General features: G+C 61.5%; 21 protein-coding genes and 1 pseudogene. 7 read left to right on the top strand and 15 right to left on the bottom strand.

From position 1 onward, the window contains the following. Nucleotides 1–169: 169 nt before the first annotated feature. The 4 genes from BC1002_RS20845 to BC1002_RS20830 are packed head-to-tail and all read right to left on the bottom strand — an operon-like array spanning nt 170 to nt 5,386. Entirely contained in the window at nt 170–1,153 is a 984-nt protein-coding gene (locus tag BC1002_RS20845; RefSeq protein WP_013091973.1) for a fumarylacetoacetate hydrolase family protein, read from the bottom strand. Beyond that, complete coding sequence (locus BC1002_RS20840; RefSeq protein WP_013091972.1) at nt 1,150–1,929, bottom strand: ABC transporter substrate-binding protein; 780 nt, start codon at nt 1,927–1,929, stop codon at nt 1,150–1,152. The genes BC1002_RS20845 and BC1002_RS20840 overlap by 4 nt, the downstream gene beginning before the upstream one ends. After that, on the bottom strand, nt 1,908–4,322 hold the full coding sequence (locus BC1002_RS20835; protein ID WP_013091971.1) for an efflux RND transporter permease subunit: 2,415 nt from the start codon (nt 4,320–4,322) through the stop codon (nt 1,908–1,910). The genes BC1002_RS20840 and BC1002_RS20835 overlap by 22 nt, the downstream gene beginning before the upstream one ends. Next, nucleotides 4,319–5,386 carry a WD40/YVTN/BNR-like repeat-containing protein gene (locus BC1002_RS20830; protein ID WP_013091970.1) on the bottom strand — a complete coding sequence of 356 codons (1,068 nt, stop codon included), beginning with the start codon at nt 5,384–5,386 and terminating at the stop codon, nt 4,319–4,321. Before BC1002_RS20830 ends, BC1002_RS20835 begins: the two co-directional genes overlap by 4 nt. A 170-nt stretch (nt 5,387–5,556) precedes the next feature. Here BC1002_RS20830 and BC1002_RS20825 point away from each other — a divergent pair, with 170 nt between their 5' ends. The 4 genes from BC1002_RS20825 to BC1002_RS20810 all read left to right on the top strand — a co-directional run bounded on the left by BC1002_RS20825 (nt 5,557) and on the right by BC1002_RS20810 (nt 8,497). After that, nucleotides 5,557–6,192, top strand: a complete 636-nt coding sequence (locus BC1002_RS20825; protein WP_013091969.1) for a TetR/AcrR family transcriptional regulator — start codon at nt 5,557–5,559, stop codon at nt 6,190–6,192. A 35-nt stretch (nt 6,193–6,227) separates the two neighbouring features. Beyond that, a complete protein-coding gene (gene azu, locus BC1002_RS20820) occupies nt 6,228–6,668 on the top strand; it encodes an azurin (protein ID WP_013091968.1) in 441 nt (146 codons plus the stop codon). Between the two features lie 342 nt (nt 6,669–7,010). Then, nucleotides 7,011–8,018 (top strand): fumarylacetoacetate hydrolase family protein, encoded by a 1,008-nt coding sequence (locus tag BC1002_RS20815; RefSeq protein ID WP_013091967.1) that lies wholly within the window; start codon nt 7,011–7,013, stop codon nt 8,016–8,018. Nucleotides 8,019–8,032: 14 nt separating this feature from the next. Then, complete coding sequence (locus BC1002_RS20810; RefSeq protein ID WP_157874725.1) at nt 8,033–8,497, top strand: PaaI family thioesterase; 465 nt, start codon at nt 8,033–8,035, stop codon at nt 8,495–8,497. On the opposite strand, the gene BC1002_RS20805 is transcribed toward BC1002_RS20810, so the two are convergent. Then, complete coding sequence (locus tag BC1002_RS20805; protein ID WP_013091965.1) at nt 8,448–9,071, bottom strand: TetR/AcrR family transcriptional regulator; 624 nt, start codon at nt 9,069–9,071, stop codon at nt 8,448–8,450. The two genes, BC1002_RS20810 and BC1002_RS20805, sit on opposite strands and share 50 nt — an antisense overlap. A 236-nt stretch (nt 9,072–9,307) precedes the next feature. On the opposite strand from BC1002_RS20805, the gene BC1002_RS20800 reads away from it, so the two are divergent. Then, a complete protein-coding gene (locus BC1002_RS20800; RefSeq protein ID WP_013091964.1) occupies nt 9,308–10,477 on the top strand; it encodes an MFS transporter in 1,170 nt (389 codons plus the stop codon). Between the two features lie 326 nt (nt 10,478–10,803). Here BC1002_RS20800 and BC1002_RS20795 read toward each other — a convergent pair whose 3' ends face one another. Then, the gene (locus tag BC1002_RS20795; RefSeq protein WP_013091963.1) at nt 10,804–11,754 is read right to left on the bottom strand and encodes a PDR/VanB family oxidoreductase; all 951 of its coding nucleotides are present in this window, start codon (nt 11,752–11,754) and stop codon (nt 10,804–10,806) included. Further along, nucleotides 11,754–12,818 carry an aromatic ring-hydroxylating dioxygenase subunit alpha gene (locus tag BC1002_RS20790; protein WP_013091962.1) on the bottom strand — a complete coding sequence of 355 codons (1,065 nt, stop codon included), beginning with the start codon at nt 12,816–12,818 and terminating at the stop codon, nt 11,754–11,756. Before BC1002_RS20790 ends, BC1002_RS20795 begins: the two co-directional genes overlap by 1 nt. A 123-nt stretch (nt 12,819–12,941) precedes the next feature. On the opposite strand from BC1002_RS20790, the pseudogene BC1002_RS39570 reads away from it, so the two are divergent. Together BC1002_RS39570 and BC1002_RS20785 are read left to right on the top strand one after the other, a co-directional pair. Further along, nucleotides 12,942–13,136: pseudogene (locus tag BC1002_RS39570) on the top strand (LysR family transcriptional regulator); the annotation flags it as partial. 42 nt (nt 13,137–13,178) lie between these two features. After that, nucleotides 13,179–13,877, top strand: coding sequence for a LysR substrate-binding domain-containing protein (locus BC1002_RS20785; protein WP_337999505.1), 699 nt, complete (start codon nt 13,179–13,181; stop codon nt 13,875–13,877). Between the two features lie 279 nt (nt 13,878–14,156). On the opposite strand, the gene BC1002_RS20780 is transcribed toward BC1002_RS20785, so the two are convergent. The 8 genes from BC1002_RS20780 to BC1002_RS20745 all read right to left on the bottom strand — a co-directional run bounded on the left by BC1002_RS20780 (nt 14,157) and on the right by BC1002_RS20745 (nt 22,022). After that, nucleotides 14,157–14,519 (bottom strand): Rieske (2Fe-2S) protein, encoded by a 363-nt coding sequence (locus tag BC1002_RS20780; RefSeq protein WP_049870242.1) that lies wholly within the window; start codon nt 14,517–14,519, stop codon nt 14,157–14,159. 7 nt (nt 14,520–14,526) lie between these two features. Continuing rightward, nucleotides 14,527–15,462: a VOC family protein gene (locus BC1002_RS20775; protein ID WP_013091959.1), complete on the bottom strand. Its 936-nt coding sequence runs from the start codon at nt 15,460–15,462 to the stop codon at nt 14,527–14,529. Between the two features lie 22 nt (nt 15,463–15,484). Then, a complete protein-coding gene (locus tag BC1002_RS20770) occupies nt 15,485–16,054 on the bottom strand; it encodes a cupin domain-containing protein (RefSeq protein WP_238538007.1) in 570 nt (189 codons plus the stop codon). Nucleotides 16,055–16,067: 13 nt separating this feature from the next. Then, the gene (locus BC1002_RS20765; protein WP_013091957.1) at nt 16,068–17,438 is read right to left on the bottom strand and encodes a DUF1329 domain-containing protein; all 1,371 of its coding nucleotides are present in this window, start codon (nt 17,436–17,438) and stop codon (nt 16,068–16,070) included. A 27-nt stretch (nt 17,439–17,465) separates the two neighbouring features. Beyond that, complete coding sequence (locus BC1002_RS20760) at nt 17,466–19,112, bottom strand: DUF1302 domain-containing protein (protein WP_013091956.1); 1,647 nt, start codon at nt 19,110–19,112, stop codon at nt 17,466–17,468. Nucleotides 19,113–19,169: 57 nt separating this feature from the next. Beyond that, the gene (locus BC1002_RS20755) at nt 19,170–20,282 is read right to left on the bottom strand and encodes an FAD-dependent oxidoreductase (RefSeq protein ID WP_013091955.1); all 1,113 of its coding nucleotides are present in this window, start codon (nt 20,280–20,282) and stop codon (nt 19,170–19,172) included. 39 nt (nt 20,283–20,321) lie between these two features. After that, complete coding sequence (gene kce, locus BC1002_RS20750; protein WP_013091954.1) at nt 20,322–21,251, bottom strand: 3,5-dioxohexanoate:acetyl-CoA acetone transferase; 930 nt, start codon at nt 21,249–21,251, stop codon at nt 20,322–20,324. Nucleotides 21,252–21,353: 102 nt separating this feature from the next. Next, complete coding sequence (locus BC1002_RS20745) at nt 21,354–22,022, bottom strand: FadR/GntR family transcriptional regulator (protein ID WP_013091953.1); 669 nt, start codon at nt 22,020–22,022, stop codon at nt 21,354–21,356. Between the last annotated feature and the right edge of the window lie 11 nt (nt 22,023–22,033).

Raw genomic sequence — 22,033 nt, 5'->3', positions numbered from 1 at the left:
TTGCGATAGCGCGGGTGATCCGCAAATAGGCGAAACGGCTGGAGTTGTCCGCTGCGCAACGCTAAGCCACAGTGCCACGGCCATTTAACCGGTAAGGTCCGTTTTAATGGCCTCATACGTTTCGTAGACGGGCTTTTGTATTTCGGTGGCGCTTATCGTTTTGCTCACGTTAAACGCAAGTCTGTCGCTGCCGACCGAGACCTTCGATCTCGGCTTCTATTACATCCCCCGCCTGTAGGTAGCGGTTATAGTGTGTGCCGTTACCGGCGGGCGATCCGGTGCAGATGATGTCGCCCGGCAGCAGGCGCGAATAGCGCGAGATGTATTCGATCTGGCGTTCGATGCCAAACAGCATGTCGGCCGTGGACTCGTCCTGCATGACCTTGCCGGACACGGACAAGCGCATTTTCAGGCGATGCGGATCGACCACGAATGCTTTCGGAACGAAGTACGGCCCGAGCGGCAGGAAACCGGGCTGTCCCTTCGAGCGCAGCCAATCGGTGCCGAGCATCTTGTAATCCGTGCGTGGTATCAGGTCGCGCGCCGAGATGTCGTTGACGATGCAATAGCCCGCCACATAGCTCATCGCGAGTTCGCGAGGAATCTGGTAGCCGCTGCGGCCGATCACGACGGCCAGTTCAAGCTCCCAGTCGGGTTGGGTGGTCGTGTTTGGCAATACCAACGGGTCATATGCGCCGGACACCGTGGAAACCGGCTTGGTGAACGCATAAGGTTCGCCCGTGGCTGCGCGTTCGTCCATCATGTTTTCGGCCCAGCGGCGCAGAGCGGCTTCGTCCAGCCCCGGCGGTCCGACCTTGGCGTCGACCGTCATGTCGACCACATGCTTGCGGTAGTTGGCACCGGTGCAGAAAACCTGTCGGGGCAAATCGATGGCGGGATGCACGCGCAGCGCGTCTCGTGCATACCAGTGCTCCGTCTTTACATCAATGGCAAGCGCTAGTCGATCTAGCGCTGCGCGGTGGGTGTCCCAGGCGTCCAGCAAGGCTAGCACCGACCCAGCGTCGGCCAGTGCCGGTGCGTCGTACAGCTTAGCCAGTATTGCCAGGTCCGCCACCTGGTCGTCCATGACCAGGCCCACGAACTTGCGGCTGTCGCGCTCATGCGAGAACGTACCCAGTGCATATGGTTTCATTGATTTTTCCTCAGGAAGGTTTCAAGCAGCGAGGTATCGACGATGTCCGAATGCGTGTCCTCGCCGCCCGGCAGGCCAAGCAGGCGACGGTGGGCAATCAACACGGCAACGCCCTCGTCAGTCGGTCGTAGTGAATCCGGGTCTTGTACCTGCCGCCGTGCCCTCTCGAGCTCACAAAGCCATTCACCGACGCGCTCACGCGCCGGGTGGCCCATGCGCATAACAATGCCTTGTCCGGGAAAGGCCGGGTAGGCTTGCTGCACGCTGGCAATCTGTATCAGCCCGGCTTCGGCGGCTTGCGTCGCGAATGGCTGCCCCAGCAGCGTGGCATCGCCTCGCCCCGCCAGCAGGGCCTCATATCGTTCTGTCACGCCGCCAGCGGGGGTCAAACGGTAGCCGATTTCATCGACGCCGGCTTCATGCAGCATGGCTCGAAGTGCGATGACAAAACCATTGTCCACCGCATCGACGAGCAGATTCGCACCGCGCAGGTCGGCCACGCTTTTGCGGTCGGGCGCGCCGACCAGCGTGAGCGGGGTGGTCCGCTCCACCTGCGCTACCACGCGAAAATCCTGAGGGCCTGGGCGTCGATTCCAGCCGATGACGTTGTCCATTGCCGTCACGACAGCGTCTACTTCACCTGCGACCAATGCTTCGAATTGCGCGTCGGACGAAGGATTGCGAGCGGCCTTGATGACGGTTGCCCCTGGAACTTGCTCGGTCAGCATGACTAGGGGGAGCGGCACGAACCACATTACGTTGATGCGATTCGACATGCGCTTTTTCCCTCTTGGTAGGACGCACCGCGCGCCGGCTTGAGCAGGAAGTGCGCCAGGGCCGGCAGCAGGATCAGCGCGCCGAGCATGTTCCACAGGAACATGAAGGCCAGCAGCAGACCCATGTCGGCCTGGAACTTGATCGGGCTGGCGACCCAGGTGACGACGCCGATAGCCAGTGTGACGCCGGTGAGCATTACGACCTTCCCGGTGAAGAGCAGGGCTCGGTAGTAGGCTTCCGAGAGGCTCTTGCCCTCGCGCAGTTGAGCCAGCGTTACTGACAGAATGTAGAGCGCGTAGTCGATGCCGATGCCGACACCCAGAGCGATCACTGGCAACGTGGCGACCTTCACACCCATGCCCAAAGCAACCATCAACGCCTCGGCAAGCACGGAAGTCAGCATCAACGGCAGCACCGCCACCACCACCGCGCGCCACGAACGGAAAGTGATGAAAGACAGCATCACGACTGCACCGTACACGAGGTACAGCATCTTGCGCCAGGCCGCCTTGACCGCGATATTGGTCGCAGCCTCGATGCCCGCGGTCCCGGCGGCCAGCAGGAACTGCACATTACTGGTGTTGTTCTGGTGGGCGAAGGTCTCAACGTGCTCAACCACGCGACTCAGCGTGTCGGCCGTGTGGTCGTGAAGGTAGACGTACAGGGTGAGGAGGCCGCAGCTTTCGTTGTAGAGGCCGCGTGGCGCGCCGGCCGTCACAGTGTTGAGCATGTCCTGGTTGGGCAGGAACTCGTACCACTTTGGATTGCCTTCGGTCAGGCCAACCAGCATGCGGCGGTTCAGGAGCGCAAGTGAATTGGTGTCCTCCACACCGTCAAGCTGTCGCAGTTGCCATTCCAGCGCGTCGATTTTGTTTAGCGTGTCGTATTGGGAGCACGCACCTTCTGGCGTCTTGACCATCACCGCGAGGACGTCGCTGGAGGCACCGTAGCTCCGATTCATGAAGCTGACATCGCGGTTGTAGCGACTGTCGGCCCGCAGCTCAGGCGCACCCGGATCGAGGTCGCCGATCTTGAGATGGGAGCCAACGGCCAGACCCGCGATGCTCATGACCACCGCGGTAACGACCGCAATAGAAGCCCACTTGCGCTGGGTGAAGCGGTCCAGAAAGACCCATACCGCGCGCTTGTCCTCGCCGGCGGCGTCGGCAGTCTCGGCACGCAGGCTCCGCGCGGCAGCCGTGGCGCTGACACCGGTATAGGACAGCATGATGGGCAGCAGGATCAGGTTGGTGAAGATCAGCGCGGCCACGCCGAGTGAGGCGGCGATGGCCAGTTCGCGGATGACCTGGATGTCGATGACCAGCAGCACAGCGAAGCCCACAGCGTCGGCCAGCAACGCAGTCAGGCCCGCGAGAAACAGGCGGCGGAAGGTGAAGCGCGCCGCCACCAGTTTGTCCATGCCGCGCCCGACGTCCTGCATGATGCCGTTCATCTTTTGCGCACCGTGGCTCATGCCGATGGCGAACACGAGGAAGGGTACGAGGATGGAATAGGGGTCGAGCGTGTAGCCGAGCGTCGGCAGCAAGCCGAGCTGCCACACCACGGCAACCAACGAAGCTGCAACGACCAGCAGGGTAGAGCGGATGCAGCGCGTGTACCAGAAGACCATGGCTGCTGCGATTGCTACCGCCAATGCGAAGAACATCAGCACGGCGTGCACGCCGTCGATGAGGTCGCCCACCAGCTTGGCAAAGCCGGTGATGTGCACTTTCAGACCCTGCTGCTCGTATTTCGCACGCAGGATGTCGAGTTTTTCGGAGAAGGCTGCGTAGCTCAGCGGCTGGCCGTCGGGCGTGCGAGCCAACAATGGCACGAAGATGACGGTGGAGCGCGAATCGAGGGAAACGATCTGGCCGATCTCGCCCGAGCGGGCGATGTTGGTCTCAAGCGCCACCAGGTTTTTCGGCGTTCCACTGTAGCCGTCGGGTATCACGGGGCCGCCTTCGAGGCCGTCCTCCGTCACGCCGACCCAGCGGGTCGAGGGCGTCCACAGCGATTTCATCTTCATCCGGTCGACGCCGGGCAGCAGGAAGATCTCGTCGGAAAGACCGCGCAGCGCGCGCAGGTAGTTGGCGTCGTAGATGGTGCCCTTTGGGTTTTCCACGGCGATGCGAACCGCGTTGCCGAGTCCAGTGAGTTCGTTCTGGTACTGCAGGTAGTTCTGGATATAGGGGTGGTGCGACGGGATGGTCTTCTCGAAGCTGGCGTTCAGGTGCAGCTTGGCGGCCTGCCAGCCCAGTAATGCCGTGACGATGGCGCACAATACCACCACCACCAGACGGTGGTTGAACAGCGCTCGTTCTATGAGCGAGCCTGAGCGCGGATCGAAGGTGTCGACCTTTTCCATAACGATGGTGGCAACAGGCTTCATTTCTGGCCTCCGTTGGGGGCAGAGAGAATGCCTCGAACGCTGAGCGTGAGCAGCGAACCGTCGCGTTTGGGGAGAACTCCGGTCAGGGAGGGCAATGGCGCGCTGTTCAGGTTGACGAGCGCACCTTCGCTTTCTCTGAGCACCATGCCCGCTTGGTTCACTAGCACGAGCGAGCCATCGGCAAGCCGTGCCGAGCCTGTGATGGATGCCGCGTCTGGCGACGTGATTTGCTTCCAGTCCGCGCCGGCGTCCAACGAGCGCAGCACGTTGCCACGCAGCCCTGCTACCACGATTTCGTTGTCTGACGGCAGTTCGGCGGTGAAGAAGCTACCGCTATACGGGGTCTTGATTACCGCGAAGGTCTGGCCGCCGTCTTTTGATAGCCGCACCAGTCCCTGTTCGCCACACACGAGAACGCGCTCGCCGTGACGGCGGATTGCATACAGGTGCAGGCCGCGAGGGTTGTCCAGGCGATCAGCCCAGGAGGCCCAATGTTGCCCGCCATCCGTGGTGGAGTAGGCCACGCCGTAGGCGCCGATGACGATTATGTTCCGCGCGTCGAGCACCAGCAGGTCGAGCAGAGGTTTGTCCGGACCGTCCGCCACCAGGCGCTCGGCATTGCTGAGCGCCGTACCATTGCCATTGGCCTGGGCGGCGGCAAGGGAAATCTGCGCGGCCTGACGGCCGTCTAGCACGCGTGTCCAGGTTTCACCGCCGTCGGCGGTGGCGAGCACGGTGCCGCTGTGGCCAACCGCATAGCCATGTTTGTCATCGGCGAAGTGAACGGCAGTCAGCGTCACGCTGACGGGCACTGGCACCTGACGCCATGTAGCCGCATTGTCGTCCGATATCACTACAATGCCGCGCTCGCCAACTGCAATCAGACGCTTGCCAGCCTGCGCGATGCCGAGTAGCACAGACTGCGCTGCTCGCTGTGAGCTGACGGCGGGACGATCCAGCGCGTGACCGACAGGCGCGGCGGACCAGGCTGCGCTCACGCCGAATGCACCGATGCAGGCTGCAAGCAGTGCTCGCGCGTGCCACCGGCCGGGGTAATCAAACATGATTTTGTCTCCTGCTTGTTGGATCAACGTGTTGTGCACAAATCGATACGATCCGTATTAGAATATAGACGAACCGTGCATGCGTCAAACACAGAGGCTGTTCCTCGGGTATGCACGGATACGAACAACGACGGCATGGCGAATTCCATCCACCGCTATGGAGAAAGGCATTGACTTCGAGCATCACCGTCACGAGGACGAGCGTACTTGGGAACAAGCGTTCGCCGGGCCGTACGCGTAGCGAGGCCGCGCGTATCGCAATCCTGAACGCTACGTTGAGCTTGCTCGAAACGCTGTCGCTGCAGCAGATCACCATCGAGGCGATCGCTAGGGAAGCAGGGGTCGGCAAGGCGACCATCTATCGCTGGTGGTCCTCCAAGGCGGCCGTGGTGATCGACGCCTTCGTGCAGAACCACGTCATGCAGACGCCAATGCCGAAAGAGGGTAGTTGCCGGCAGGCGATCGTCGTGCATCTCCGTCGCATGGTGCAACAGTATGACGGGCGGGGCGGCCGGCTCGTCGCACAGATACTGGCCGAGGGCCAGTCAGACCCGGAAGTTCTTCGCCTGTTCCGCGAGCGTTTCTTCTACGGCCGTCGCGCCATGGTCCGCGAAGTCATTGAGGAAGGACGTCGCAACGGTGAATTCCGTACGGATATGGACTCCGAATTCCTGATGGACATCGTGTACTCGCCCGTCTATTTCCGGCTCATCATGGGGCACCTGCCCCTAAGTCAAAAATTCGCCGATGAGCTAGCCGAGAGCGCGATGGTCGTTTTGTGTGCGCCCGCGCAGGCGCATCGCTGATTTCTCCAATACATCTATAAAGAGGAGTGTTTCCAATGCGAAAACATTTGATCGTCGCCGCTCTGGCGGTCATCTCAGGACCGGGTTGGGCAAGCTGTGATCAGGCCGTCAAGGCTAACGATGCCATGCAATTCGACGTGAAGGAAATCACTGTCGACAAGACCTGCAAGCGGTTCACCATCAAGCTCGAGCACACGGGAAAACTGCCCAAAACCGCCATGGGCCACAACTGGGTGCTGACCAGTGATGCGGATTTCCAGCGTGTGGCGACGGGCGGCGTGTCTGCAGGCGCGGCCAGGGACTACGTGCCGGACGATGCTGCGGTAATTGCGCATAGCAAAGTGTTAGGTGGGGGTGAGTCCGCCACTGTTTCCATCGACGTGGCCAGGTTGGCGGCGGGCAAGGTCTACACTTTCTTCTGCTCCTTCCCCGGTCATTGGGCCATGATGAAGGGCACGCTCAAGCTCGGTTCGTAAGTCCCGCCGGTCCGACGCGGCTTTACCCGGTTGAGCGTGACAATCGTCTGCCGCAGCTTTGCCAGCCCCGAGCCTGGCTTTTCGCTTGGCGCTTTAGTGTACGGGTTGACGGGCTCCTCTGTGGCATTGGTCGTTTCGACTGCAAATTAATACTTGATGTATGGAAACTTAAATGCGTTGACAGTCGCGTTTTCTATGCGTAACCTCTAATGAAACGATACGTATAGATTCATATAGAAAGAAGTGCCCGACGTGAATCGACGAGGCACAGGCGTGTGAATTTCGAGGTGATGTAACAACCCGCCGCCTCGCTCAACTATCTCATCCAACTAGGAGACTTGAATGAAGCTTGGACGTATTTCCCGAGAAAGTCCTGATGGGGCGATCGCCCGCCTGGTCGTCGCTGAACCAGAGAAAGGGCGCGTGATCGATCTGGCTCGCGCCGGCGTGCTGCATGCAATGGGCAAGCGCCACGCTTCGCAGGCAGCCGCGATTCGCCTGGCCCAGGCGCAGTTCCCGGGTAGCATGGCCCAGGCACTGGGAGCGAGCGACATCCTGGTCGAAACTGCCACCGAAGTGATTCAGGGAAGCTTTGGCGATGATGCCTCGCTTGATATCAATAACGTTACCTGGTTGCCGGCTTCCGATCCTCCGGTGCTGCGCGATGGTCTGACCTTCGTCGGTCACATCAAGGGCTGGCACGAGCGCATGAATCGCGAAGTGCCAGACAGCATGTTGCGCATCCCCGGCTTCACCAAGAACTCAGCCAGCACCGTCATCGGACACAACTCGGTCGTGCCATGGCCTGGCTACATCAAGAACAAGATGGACTACGAACTGGAACTCGGCTACGTAATTGGTCGCGAGGGCGGCAGCGTGCGTCCTGAGCAGGCGATGAATTATGTGTTCGGCATCACCCTGTACAACGACTTCAGTGGTCGCGAGCTGCAGCACGACGAACTGCCGATCGGAATGGGCAGCACCAAGAGCAAGGATTTCGCGCATGCGATCGGTCCTTGGATCACTACGCTGGACGAATTCGCGGATCTGGACGCCATTCCGTTGGAAGTCCGAGTCAATGGTGAAACCTGGAGCAAGGGCAATAGCGGCGGCAAGCTTTGGACGGTAGCTGAATTGGTCGCCTATGTCTCACTGGGCGAGAAGATCTTGCCTGGCGACGTGATCGGTTCGGGCACGATGGGTCGTGGTTCGGCACTGGAGCTGGGTCGCGAGCTGAAGCCGGGCGACGTGGTCGAACTGGAAGCTGGTGGCGTTGGAGTGCTGCGCACCACCATGGGCCAGCCGATCGATGGATTGTGGTGGCCTGAGCGCCGCAAGCCCTTCATGTGATGCGAGGGGCCCACGTGAGCGAGCTGATAGACAACCCGACACGGGCCCACGTCGCGGCGGCGGTGACCGCCGGCCGTCGCGACGTTCTCCTGGACACCAATCCCGCCTCGGCCAGTTTGGGAGCGGTCTTACGCGAAGGCAAACCGGGTGAGCTGCGCCTCGGCTTTGTCGCGCCGCTCGAGAGCACACAGGGCAATGGCGTGGTCAGTGGCGGCACGCTGGCCAGCATGCTGGACTTGGCCATGGCAATGGCCATGCTGTCGGTGCTCCCTCCGGGCCGCGTCTGCGCAACGATCAACCTGTCCGTCAATATGTTGGCGGCGGCCAAGGTTGGGCCGCTGGTGGCCACTGCCAGTGTCGAGCGTGTCGGGCGTACCGTTGGTTTTGCCCGTGCCTCGTTGTTCGACGCCAGCGGCGAACGCCTGGTGGCTAGCGCGACTTCGGCTTTGTCGGTGTTTGACGAGCGGCCGGCGCCATAAGCCGCATGACGTTGTCGCAATGGGCGTTGGCGAACTCCTGATTCAGCGGGCCGTGCGCCGTGAGCAACTGGAAATAGATAGGCGCGAAGAGCTGGTTCAGTTGGAATTCGACAGGAATGTCGTCGCGGAACTCGCCCAGCCGGCGCGCCTCGTTGACGAGTTCCAGAGCCATGGCGCGCCGCCCGTACCAGAAACGTTCACGGAATTCGTGCAGCACGGTAGGGTCGCTCTGCCCTTCGGCGATGATCTGTGACACGATGCGGCCTTCCCAGCCCGCGTATTCCTTGATCAGCAGTTTCATGATTTGAGCCAACGCCTCGCGGGGCCCCATGTCCTTCGGTGCCGTGACGCGGCTGACGTGACTGATCACGAAGGCTTCGATCACCACGGCCGCCTTGGTGGGCCACCAGCGATAGATGGTGGCCTTGCCGACACCCGCCTCGCGAGCAATGGCCTCAATCGACACTTGCTGTAGCGATTGCGTTTCCAGCAGTTTCAGTGTGGCGTTCAGAATCGCCAGGCGCGATGCGGTGCTGCGTGTGCGACCTGGAGAGCGTTGCGCTGCTTGGTTCACTGGTCCCCTCGATGTTTGACTTGGAAGCCTAGCCATTTTACAGCGGCCGTTGGCCAATCGCCGAACCCTCGCGCTTCAAATCGTGCGCACCGGGGCGGCTCGCCGGATGTCTGACGATGGCGAGCGCAGCCAGGCGGGGCGAACATGGGTGGTTACTCCGATTGCTTTATGAAACGAGTCGTATAGTATTGGAAAATGGAAGGGCAAAAAAGCTCGTCACAAATATGGAGACAATTATGAACAGACCCGTGGACAGCTTAAAAGGCTGGATTTCCCTTGTGTTGTGCCACTGCTCGGGGTTGATCGACCTCGTCGCCATGCCGGTTTGGATCGGTATTGTTCTGATCGGCATGTATGGGTTGAGCCCGCAGAGCGCGGGTGCCCTTGTTTCGTGCTTCCTTGGGGCGGCAGTGATAAGTAGTGCCATAGTTTCGCCACGCGCCGACCGCATACGCGGTGCGCGGGCGGTGCCACTGGGCTACGGCGTGGCCGCCGCGGCATTCATCGCTATGGCCACGACCCGGGACTACAACGCGATGATCTTACTGCACCTCGTCGGAGGGCTGGGTGTCGGAGTGGGACTTTCAATGGCGCACGCCACCATGGGCGCCAGTTCCAACCCGCACCGCCTGATCGCCGTCGCATTCCTGGCGTTGACGATGGTGTCGCTGGGCTTCCTTGGAGGCGTGTCGAAGCTAGTGGTGGCGTACGGCGGTCCGGTGCTGTTCCTGGCCTTGGGCTGCATCATGTTGGTGACTGCGTTGTTTGCGCTCATCGGATTTCCGTCCCGCCGATCGGGCGCGTCGCACTTGGATGCGCCGGTTCAGCACGGCAAGCTACGTCGCGTCGTTTGGTTCGCCATGATCGGTACCAGTTTCGCACTTCTCAATCATTCGATGATGTTCGGTTTCGTCGAACGCGTGGGCGACGCGCATGGCTTTAGCCGCGCTCAGCTCATGAACACAATGCTGGCGATAGGATTGGTGAACCTTTCACCTGGCATCCTTGCAACGTTTTTCGAGAAGAAGATCTCCCCCAAAGTCGTCATCGTGTTCGGCCCCGCCCTGCACGCGATGTTGTGCTTAATGCTGACCCAGACGACCGTATTTGGCGTCTATACGGTGGGCGCTTGTCTGTTTCCGGTGGTGATGACCTTCACGCACACTTTCATATTCGCGTACCTTGCTCGCTTGGACCCGTCCGGCCGTGCGGTTGCTGCCACACCTGTGATGCTGATGACCGGCTCGGCCATCGGTCCCTTCTTGGGCGGCGCGGTCGCGCAACACTTCGGTTATGAAAGCCTGGGTTGGGTTGTCGTAGCGTTGGCCGCGGTCAGCGTGGGCTTCTTCCTCGCAGTGGTGCGCGGCGAGTCGCGTGAAACAAGCGGGGTGCCGAAGGCCGCATGACGACAATCGCCTAGATGATCGCAAGTCCCGCCGTCGCGTCGAGCGATCTTGCGCGGTCAACGAGCCAGGTGCTGTCGACATCTGCGAGGGATGAGAGAAAGGTGTTTGCCTAAAAATAGGTGAACACCAGCCTGATCAAAGCGCAAAAAGCAGGACTGAAGAAAGCAACGCATTTGCTTGACAGCCCGAGCCTTGCAAGGGACCAAACCCCTAGGTGAAGCAATGCCCGCGTGACGGTTGGGATGAGCCGGCTGACAGAAAGCCCTCTTAAGGGCTTTGACCGCAAGCTCGGGCGGGAACCCCGTGCAATTGTGCTTCTCACGCCTTCACACGCCGAGCACGAGCTCCGGTGAGCGCGACCGCGAAACACAGATCATCAGTCGACGATTCGCGGCGCGTTCGGTGTCGTCGAGTACGTAATCGAGATGCTCAGCCTCTCCGCTGATCAGCGGTACTCCGCAGCTTCCGCACAGGCCCTCGCGGCACGAGTGGGGCAGTGTCACGCCGTGCCGTTCGAGGCACTCAAGGATCGACTCCCCGGCTTCGACAATGCAGCGTTTTCCGCTGTGCGCGAGCACCACGGCGAACGAAGCGGGAACAGCTTCGCTTGCCGCCTTTGCGTCCGATGGCGCGAATCGCTCGAAGTGAGCGCGCTCCGGTGTAATACCGCTCGCTTCGGCAGCGAGCGCGACAGCATCCATCATCGCTGTCGGGCCGCAGCAGTAGATGTGTTCGTCCGTATCTATTTCGTGCAACAAGGCTGCGGCTTCAGTCCGACCGCTCTCGTCGTCCACATGGAAGCGCACGCGCGGACCAAACGCGCTTAACAAGCCGATCCATGCCGCACGTCCGCGCGAGCGCACCGCGTAGTCAAGCGACCATCGCAGGCCCGCACGCTCGCACGCGTGAATCATGCTCAGGATCGGTGTGATGCCGATGCCTCCGGCTATGAAGCGGTGCGCCTTCGCCTCGTGTGCAAGCGAAAAAAGCGAGCGCGGTGAGGAAACGGCGAGCCGGTCGCCTTGGCGCAAGCATTCGTGCACAAAGCGTGAGCCGCCGCGCGAATCGGCGGCGAGGCCCACGCCGAGGCAATATCGATGCGACTCTGCAGGGTCGTTGCAGAGGGAGTATTGGCGCGAGAGACCATTCCCGAGATGCAGATCCACGTGCGCGCCTGCCTCGAACGGCGGTAGCGCGCTGCCGTCCGCGCGCACGAGTTCAACGCCCATCACGCCCTCTGCCTCGCGCTCGAGGCGCGCCACGATCACTTCGATCATTACGCTGCTCCTTGCGTCTCGACGGTTTTAGAGACCGAGCTTTGCGCGAGTTCGGCGTCGAGCCGCTGGTTCACGATCCAGCGAAACTGTGAAAGTGCGCTGTCGATGCCAAATGCCATCATCTTGAAGTCTGGATCGAGCGAGAGATTGCGCCGTTGCGCGGTGATTATCGCGCGGTCTTCGGCGAAGGCTTCGACGATCGCCTCGTGGATCGATTGCGTCACTTCAGGCTGTTCGATTGCAAAGTTGTGTGGCTGCGCGAAGAAGTAGTGCGTGGACGTTTCGGTTTCTGGCGTGAGCGCCTGGCAGCTGCGGAACTCCGCCGCGTCCACGCGTTTGCCCTCGCGCGCGCCGGTACCCACGGGTGCCATGCCGGAGTCCATCAGCAGGATACCGGGAATCGTGAAGTCGTAAAGGTTCCAGCGATCCACGTTGCCGGGCCAATGCTTCACGGCGGCCGCGAAGGACGGTGCCTGGGTATCCATGGTCCAGCGAGAAATGCGCACTCCGTTGTCAAGGCGCTCGACCGTCGGCCGCACGTCCGCGTAGGTTTCGGGGCCGCCCAGCGTGCCCGGATGCACGAACGGCAGGTGCGAGAAGTCGAGCAGGTTGTCGCAGATGAGCAGGTAGTTCACGTCATAGTGAATGTAGCCTGGCAGGCAGCGCCAGGCCGGGTCGTCGAGCCAATGCGTGTCAGGGATCGTGGCGGGATCGGCGAGCATCGGGTCCCCCATCCAGATCCAGATCCACCGGTGCCGTTCGACCACGGGGTAGCTGCGCACGGTGGCCTTCGGGGGGATGCGCGGCTGCGCAGGCGCTTCGACGCAGGTACCGCGTGCGTCGAATTTCAGGCCGTGGTAAAGGCAACGTACGCAGTCGCCCTCTCGCCGACCGACAGAGAGCGGCGCGCCGCGATGGCAGCAGCGGTCCTGCAACGCGACGAGCTGGCCATCCGTAGTCCGGTAGAGCAGCACGGGTGTGCCGATGATCGTGCGGGAAAAGAGGGCGTCGTCGGTCACTTCGTGCGACCACGCCGCGACGTACCACGTATTGCGGATGAACATGTCGTGTCTCCGGTTTTTGTCGAGGTTCTAAGGAATTCGCCGCGCCAGAACACAATGAATTCGCTTGACCCGACGATAGATTTCGCCCAATCATGCGTCAATCCACTTACGTTAATAGGCTGAATGCAGCGCATGCATATACGCGACCTGGATCTGAATCTGTTGAACGTATTCGACGCATTGCTACGCGAGCGCAGTGTCACGCGGGCGGCCGCCGAGGTGGGGCTCACACAGGGAGCGATGAGTCACGCGTTGAACCGGCTGCGCACCTATTTCGAAGACCAGTTGTTCGTGAAGACGCCTTCGGGCATGGTGCCCACGCCGAAAGCGGCGACGCTCGCGCCTGCCATCATGGAGGTTATGGCGAAGCTGCGCGAGAATGTTGTTTCTCAGGCCCAGTTCCACCCGCGAACGGCGCGGCGCATTTTCACATTGTGCATGACCGACATGGGCGAGCTTGTGTTCCTGCCGCCGCTCATTCGCCAACTGCGTAAGCATGCGCCTGACTGCACGCTGCGCAGCGTGCAGGTGCCGCTCCCGCAGATAAAGGACATACTCGCCTCGGGCGAAGCCGACCTTGCGCTCGGCTCGTTTCGCACAGCACCCGAGGATCTGTTCCAGCAATTGCTCTTTCTGCACGAATTCGTGACGATAGTCAGCGTGCGCAACCCGGCCGTAGGCGACACGATTACCCGTGAGCAGTTCGGAACGTTGCGACATATCGTGGTGACGCTTGCGAATTCGGGCGGCGCGGCGTACGACGCCGCGTTTGAAGAGCACGGAATTGACCGCAACATCTATCTGTCGACGCCGCATTTTCTAGCGGTGCCGCTCCTCATCGATCAGCATCCCGATTTGATAGCAACGGTACCGCTCGAACTTGGCAACGTGTTCGCGAAGCTCGGCTTGGTGAAGTTCGTGCCGCCGCCAGTGCCACTGCCATCGTTCGGCCTGCGGCAGTTCTGGCATCCTCGATTTCATGACGACCGCGCGAATATCTGGCTCCGGCGGCTTATCAAAGAGACGTTCGAGCACTATCCGAACGTGCGTACCGATTGAGGCCGGATAGTGACGTTATTCCGGACGTGCGGCATTCAGAGCGCTTGGTGCGATTCGGGCAGTTGCGCGCGGGCTCCATCGCGTCAGTCTTGACTAGCGTCGCCGCGTTGCCGGGCCAGTTAAAGCATGCCAACCGAGGTACGAGTGGACTTCAGTTCCTGGGGCATGAGGGCTCTTTACTGTTCCCGGCGCGTACTGTTCCTTCGGGCTGGTCGCCCGCGTAGATGCGCGTCACGGAAAAATGCCGGCTATTGCCAGATTAGTCGGGCTCGTTGCAAATCAAACAAGGGCGCTGACATAGCGCCCTTCTTCGATGCGTAGGAGGACGGCCTCGAGCAATCGTCCTTGACAGGGCCCCAGAACGCAAAGGCCGTTTTCGAGCCTGAAGCGCGCCCCGTGCCCATGGCAGACGATGTGCTCCGCCTTGCCATCAAGATACGCATGCTTGCGCCAAGGCATCGAAGCACCCGGCCAATGGGGACAGGAATTGCGGTAGGCGCGCAGCAGATCGCCTCGCCGCACGATGAACATGTCGTCGGTGCCTCGACCTTGGAGATCAAAGCCGCGCGCCCCCGTCTCGGGCAACTCGCTCAGTTCGCAAAGTCTGATCCATCCGGAGGCGTCTGGCGTGGCTGCTTGCATAGACGGATCAGGGTTGGCCGTCTGGACCGTTTGGCGCCCAGGTGTTGCGCCAGTTGAAAAGGAAGATCTGCGAGCGATCGGCTTTCGCATCTTCCACGCGCGGCACCCAGTTGTCGTCGTGCAGATCCATGTCGGCGTCGTACTCAATGTGGCAGCCAAACGGAGAATTGAAGTACCAGAACCAGTTGCTGCCCATGACATGCCGGCCAGGCCCCCAGTACGACTCGTACCCCTTGCGCTGCATGTTCTGGCCAGCCAAGAGCACTTCGGTGGGACCGCCCATGTGGAACGTGAAGTGTTCGCACCCCAGCATGTGCGGCGGCGTCTGGATGAAAAACACGGTGTGGTGTTCAATGCAGCCGGCCGGGCGCAGGAAGGGCCCCATTCCGACGAAGCGGTCGGACAACCGGAACCCCAGGCGCTTGATGTAGAACGACTCGGCCTTGTCGGTGTCGGGCACAAAATAGACGACGTGTGACAAGGTTCGGGGCTTCGGCAGCGGTGCGTCGAAGCTGCTGTTGACGCCATTAACATTGAAGCCGCGTTGTGGGGCGCCGGGGGCGTTGATCTGTTCGCCCGGCAGGTCGAGCTTGCGCCGCACCGTGACCTGGAAACCAAGAGTGAAGCCCATGTCATCGACGGACTCGATCGAGCCGTCGGCCAGGGTCTTCACTTCGCGGTCCTTGGCCAGTTCCCTGTCGATGGCTTCGAGCGTGACCTTGTCCGCCACGCCGTAGACCGTTTTGCGCAGTCGGTTGGACGTGGGTTGAGTCCACTTGGGCAGGCTAGGGTCGTCGGCCTGACGAATGATGACGCCGGTGCCATCGAGCGCTGTGAAGAGGCCGTTACCGTGGTCTTCAAGGCCATAGTCCGTCAGGAACTGAGAGCCTGCCGCCAGGTCGTCAACCCCGAAGACGACGTAGTCGGGTCCGATGATATTCATTGCTTCTCCTTGGAATATTGGTTCAGAGCGGCTCGCCGGGCACAAGATCCAGCAGCACGAAGGCCATACGGCAGGGCTTGTCGGAGCGGTTGGACCAGCTATGGTTCGTGGCTCGCTGGACGAGGATGTCGCCCTGGCGCATCAGCACTTCGCCCTCGTCCATCATGGCGTAGATCTCGCCCTCGAGAACGATCGCGTAGTCCAGGGACTCGGTCTTGTGGAACCAGAAGTGACGCGGCTTGTTGTTGTCGCGCACACCCGATTCGTCGAGAAACTTCAACAACTCAGCCTGGTTGTAGAACGTGTCCGGAGCGAAGTCGGCGACGCGCAGGATGGAGCCGGACGGCGAGTGGAATGGAAACTTGTGCCCCTTGGGCGCTGGCTCGTCGCCGGGCGCGCGCGATTCGCCGGTGGCCCACAGCACATGCGCTGCGGGGCGGCCGGGTTCCCAGAACGCGTTCGGCGCGTCGCCGTCGGACTGGATATACGAGCGACCCTGAGCGTTGGTGCCCGTGACGATGCGGCGCACCGGGCGATATTCGAGCTGGCGCAGGCCTTCTTTCTTTTCTTCTGTTTGCATGGTGATACTCACGTTGAGCTGAGTGTTAGCGCACGCTCGCGCCAGCCATGTTCTCCGGTGCGAAGAACGATTCTGGATAGCGGGTCGTGTTGATCTTGTATTGCATCTTTTCCTCGGCGCCGAGTTCCATTGCGACGTAGCTGCCGGCCAGCAGGTCGTAAGCTCCGAAGCCGAAGGCGATTTCGCCGGGCACGTCGGGCATGGCGACGGGGGTCGAGTACGCCATGCGCCAGAGCTTGCTGTTGGCGTCGTAGCGGTCGGCCAGCACAGCCAGCCAGGAGTCTTCATCGACGTAGTAGACTGATTTCGCCGAGGTGTGGCGCTCGCCCTGTTTCAGCGTGGCTTCCACGACCCAGACTCGGTGCAGCTCCCAGCGGATGTAGTCGGGGTTCAGGTGATGCTGGCCGAGGATGTCGCTGTCCTTGGTGGCCGTCAGCACACGGTTGGAGTTGTAGGGGATGTACATCTCCTTTTTGCCGATCAGTTTCCAGTCGAAGCGGTCCATGCGACCGTTGAAGGTCTCGACCTCGTCGAACGACAAAACACCCGCGGCGGCCGGGGTCGGCGTGTCACAGCACGCGTTGGGCAGCTTGCGCACGCGTCGCTGGCCCACCAGGTAGACCCAGGTATTGGTGTTGGATTCGTCGATGGTCATGTGGCCGACGATGGCTTCGCCTGCGCGGATTGCCGGGCCGTGGGTGTCGAGGCGCACCATCCAGTAGTCGTCGCCGAGTTTGTCGGAAGATCCCTCTTTGAAGTAATAGGGCGTGTTGTTCTGCTGGGTGATGTCCGAGAGCAGCACAGGCTTGCCATCAGACGTGACCTGCCAGTTATGTGCGTTCTTGATCCACGAATCGCTGCGCCAGCGCAGTTTGTGGTTGAGCATGACCTCCGCGCCGTTCTTGGGGATAGGGAACGGAATGCCACCGTACGCCCCTTTGGGAACCGGTCCTGCGCTGGAGTCTGTCAACGTGGTTCGCGTGGCGTTAAGGAACGTGTTGTCGTACACGTACTGCGGCGCGGCGGCGGAGCGGTGCGTCGGGTAGACATCGAGGTGGTAGGTGTCGGGGTATTTCTGCAGCAGCGCTTTCACGCCCTCGGGCAGTTTGTCGGCGTATTCGTTCATGTTCTTCGCCGTGATTTGTAGGCTGGGTTTTTCGCTGGCGAAGGGGTCAGGGCGACGGCCGCCGTTCGTGAAGCCGGCGGTGGCTGTGGTCAGGCCGCCAGTCCATGCGGGGATGGTGCCTGCCTTGTTGCCTGCCTTTTCGGCGCCGAGCGGCGTCAAGTCGCTTTTCAGGTGGGCCGCTTCGTCGGCAGTAACGGCGGCGTGGGTGGAGGCCATTGCGGCCAGGGCGGAAAGCACCGTGGCGGCGCGGGCGAGTTTCTGGAATTTCATGATTTGCTCCTCTCTTTCCTTTCTGGATCAGAACGTAGTGCTAACGGACAGCGAGACGAAGTCTCGATCCTTCATGTACTGTCCGTAGGTGAAGGTCGGGGGGAAGCCGGTCATCTGCGCAGCACTCGGGCCGTAGAAGTGCGTGTAGGCCAGGCTGAAGTGCCACTGGTCGAGGTAAGTGCCATTCACTCCGATGCTCATGTCACCGCCGTTCGTCGCGGGCAGCGACGGACCCAAGGCTTGCGAGCGTGAGCCGCTGGGGCTCCAGCCGAGGCCTAAGGGCACGCTGATGTCCAGGCCCGGCATCACCTGGCGGTAGGTCGGCTCCAGCACCATGCGGAATGCCCAGGCGTCGCGCGTGGAGTTGGGATCGAGCGCCTCGCGATTCTTCGTCACCGACAGCACGCGGTTCCACATGACTTCGGCGGTCAGTGAGGCTTCGCGGGCGAGAGGCGATGAAGGCAGCGTCCAGAGCGTGCTGGCGTTCATGTGTGCGGTGCGCCCCACGGCATAGGCGGGGTTGCCGCTGTTGTTGTTGGCCGCTCCGCCTGTGAGCGCCGATATGTCATTGGCGCCGGTAGAGGCCAGATCCTGGTTATTGCGGATCGACGCCTCGATTGCCAGCTGAAAGTTGCCGAAGGTGTGCGAGGCGCTAGCGCCCAATGCGGTAATGCCCTGCTGGTAGGCCAGGTGGTAGTCGGTCGGAATGCCGCCAGGCCCGATGGTATTGACTACCTGCGGGCTCTTGTTGTTAAAGCGTACGGCGTACAGGCCGAAGTCGGTTTCAAGCGCCGAGAAGCGCACTTCCAGGCCACCCTGGCCGCTGTTCTTCGCGTTCTGATTCTGGCCCCGAAGCAACGGATTCGGAGCGCCGGGGATGTACATGCCTTCTCCGCCCGCGGGCATGAAATCGAGGCCGGAAAAATAGCTACCGGCGGGGGGCAGACGGTTGGCTTCCCAGGTGAACTGGTAGAACGCGCCCACCGAAACGGCGGGCGTCAATTGCCATTGCGCCGATAGCTGCGGAACGGGCAGTATCGCTTCCTTGAACTGCGTACTGGGCACAGAGGCCAGCTTGATGACGTCAACGGGCGCCATGGCACCGGCGATGGCGTTGCCGCCGAAGAACAGACTCTCGCCCCACAGCACCGAGTGCTGGCCGGCGCGCACGTTCAGGCGCGTGCTGCCGACATCGAATCCGCCGAACACGAAGGCGTCCAGCAGCTCAGCGTCGCGGCCTTCCAGTCTGCGGGTCGTCGGGTTGAAGGTGTTATAGGCGCCGGAGAAGCGATTGGAGGTACTCGGCGAGTTGTTGTCGTTATACGTGTTGTAGACGCTGTCGTACCAGGCCGCGCCGCTGACGCGGAAGCCGTAGCGCTGGGCATAGACCACGTCGAGCTCGCTCAGCCAGTCCACGCGGTTGGAAATCAGGCCCGGGTTGAAGTTGCGATTGCCGTCATCCGTGTTGGCGGAAAATGCGTTGCCAGTGAGCAGTGAATTGCTCTGACCTTCCACGCGGAACGCATTGCTGTATTTCAGCGTGTTGTCCCAGCGGACGGAAAGATCGTCATTGCCAGTGTTGATGTTGAAAGCATGCGCCTGCGGAGTGGCACAGACCGCTGCCGCCAACGCCAGCATGCTCATGCGATGATTGGGTTTCTTGCCGTGTTGCACCGTTCGTCTCCTGTCCCGCGTTGTACGTTGTAGTTAGTGGTGCCGCCTGGTTGGTGCCTAAATGGGTTCGCCGAGGAACTTGTAGGTGTCCAGCAGCAACGACGCGGTTCTCTGCGCGTTGCCGACCGGGTCTTCGCGTTCCCAGCGGGAAATCTGGAACGACGCCTCCCAGACGCGTTTGACACGCGGGATGCGGCGGTTGCTGTAGGCCTCAAGCGCCTGCGTTGCCGTGCCCGGGGCGGCCAGGCACTCAGCCAGCACCACGGCGTCTTCGATGGCCATGCCGCCGCCCGAAGTGAGTTGGGGCGTCGGCGCGTGCGCGGCATCTCCCAACAGCACCACGCGGCCCTTATGCCACCAGGGGCCGGGCATCAGGCGGGCGTCGAACGGGCGGAACAGCACTTGCCTCGGTTGGCTCAGTTGATCGACTGCCTGGCGGATGAGTGGCGCGGTGTAGTCGGCCAGACGATCCTTCAGCAGCACGTCCAGCTTGTCGTCCTGCATGTGCAGCGGCTTGTCGCTGTTTTCGAGGATGAACAGGTAGCAGCCATCCCTCGAGGTCGGGATTGCGCCGACGCCGGCGCCGTTGTGGCGGAAGAGCCAGAATCCGTCGTGCTCGGGCAGGCGGGGCGCCGAGAAGCGCCAGCAGCTCTGGCCGACGAACTCTGCGTCGTACTCGGCGCCGAACACCTTGTGACGGATCCTGGAGTAGACGCCGTCGGCGCCCACTACGACGTCGTATTCACCGACGTCGCCGTTGCTGAAGGTGACCGCGACGCGGTCGCCCAGGTCCTCCAGTTCGGTCACGGTGGTGCCGTACTCGATCGTTGCGCCCGCATCGACTGCAGCGCTTTCGAGAACGTGCGCGAGATCTGGGCGCTTGATGCCGATACCGGGCGGCGTGGGGTTCTCGCTGATCTGGTTGCCCGCGGCGTCGAACTGGCGGAAATGATCGATTTGCTGCCCGTATTCGAGGCAGGGCTCGGCCAGCCCGACCTGGTGCATGGCACGCATCGTGTTGTGCAGCAGGCAGATACCCGTGCCGGCGACCGCGCTTTTCGGCGCGATATCCACGCAGTGTGTCTTGATCCCGGCGCGGGCCAGCGTGTAGGCAGTCATGGCGCCGCCGATGCCGGCGCCCACGATCAGGACGCGCTTCACGTCTGACATGATTCCTGTCTCCAGTAGTTTGTTCTGTTGAACGTTGGCTTAGAAGGCAACTTCGTTCTTGCCTTTCAATTGCAGCAGCTGGCGCACGTCGTCGGGTTTGGCGATCCCAAGACCCAGTTCGGTCAGGATGTTGCGGATCTTGCGCACTTGCTCGGCGTTGGACTGCGCCAGTTCACCCCGGCCGATGTAGAGACTGTCCTCCAGACCTACGCGCACGTTGCCGCCGAGAAGTGCCGACATGGTTGCGAGCGGCATCTGGCTCTTGCCCGCGGCCAGGATGGACCACTGGTAGTCGTTGCCGAACAGGCGGTCTGCGGTGCGTTTCTGGTGCATCAGGTCTTCGGGGTGGGCGCCTTGCGCCCCACGCAGGCCGAACACGCTCTGCACGAACAACGGTGGCTTCACCAGGCCGCGTTCCAGGAAATAAGCCAGCGTGTACAGGTGACCGACGTCATAGCATTCGAACTCGAAGCGCGTGCCGCCCGCCTCACCGATGTTGGCGAGAATCCATTCAATGTCCTCATAAGTGTTGCGGAAGATCATTCCGCGGGTGGATTCGAGGAAGGGCTTTTCCCAATCGTGCTTCCAGGCCCGGTCTTTCTGCGCCATCTCCGACAGGACCAGGTTGATCGAGCCCATGTTGAGCGAGCACATTTCGGGCTTGAGCGCCCGGCCAGCCTCGGCGCGTTCGGCGATGGGCATGCTGGGGCCGCCGCCACCGGTGGAGATGTTGATGACCGCGTCGGTGGTGTCCTTGATTTTTCCAACGAACTGGCGGAAGACATCGGGGCTGCCCGTCGGTTTGCCGGTGATGGGGTCGCGGGCGTGCAAGTGAATGATTGCTGCGCCGGCCTCGACGGCGTCAATCGAGTGCTGGGCGATTTCCTCCGGCGTCACCGGCAGGTGCGGCGACATCGACGGGGTATGTGCGCCGCCTGTAATGGCGCAGGTGATGATGACCTTCTTCATCCACGTCTCCTGTTTTTTAATCAGATCGAGCCGTATCGTTTCATAAATGAATAAGCGGGTCAATCGAAAATCACGCTGATTTTCGGAGAGGATGGCTAGGTGTTAACGTTGCCCGAAGAGTCGGGTGCGGACTGAGCGCAAGTGCTCACGCATCGCCTGCTCGGCGCGATCCGGGTTGTGTGCGCGAATGGCTTCCACCAGCTTGCGATGCTCGTCGTCCGTGTCCTGGCGCGGCTCGGTCATGGGGGCGTAGACCGCCTCGATGCGCGAGTCCAGGTTGACGTGCATCTGGGTTCGCATCGTGCCGTACAGCATGAGTAGTAGGGCGTTGTGCGTGGCCTCCGCAATGGCGCGGTGCAGGCGCTCGTCAAGGCGCTTCCAGTGCAGAAAAGGCTTCGCAGTTTGCATCTCCGACAGGCTCTGCTCCATCACGGCGATGTCGGCCGCCGTAGCGTGGATTGCGGCCTGCGCGGCCAGTTGAGGCTCCAGTACGAGGCGAGCGTCCAGCAGGTCGTCCACGCTGATTGCGGCCGACAGACTGGCGTCGTTATCGGGCATCTGGCGCGGGCCGATGAAAGTGCCTTTGCCGACGTGGCGCCAGATCAAGCCCTCGCTTTCCAGCCGCTTGAGAACGGTGCGTAGTCGCCCCCGAGATATGCCTAGGGCTTCGCAGAGCTTGGGCTCCGGCGGCAGGCGCGGATCGTCTTCAGTGCTGTCGCGGTCCTCGATATAGCTGCGCAACCGAGCTACGTCGTCGTCAATCAGATTCATAGTGGAAAATT

The organism is Paraburkholderia atlantica (assembly GCF_000092885.1).
GTDB classification, from domain to species: domain Bacteria; phylum Pseudomonadota; class Gammaproteobacteria; order Burkholderiales; family Burkholderiaceae; genus Paraburkholderia; species Paraburkholderia atlantica.
This window is presented reverse-complemented; position numbering and strand designations above follow the sequence as displayed.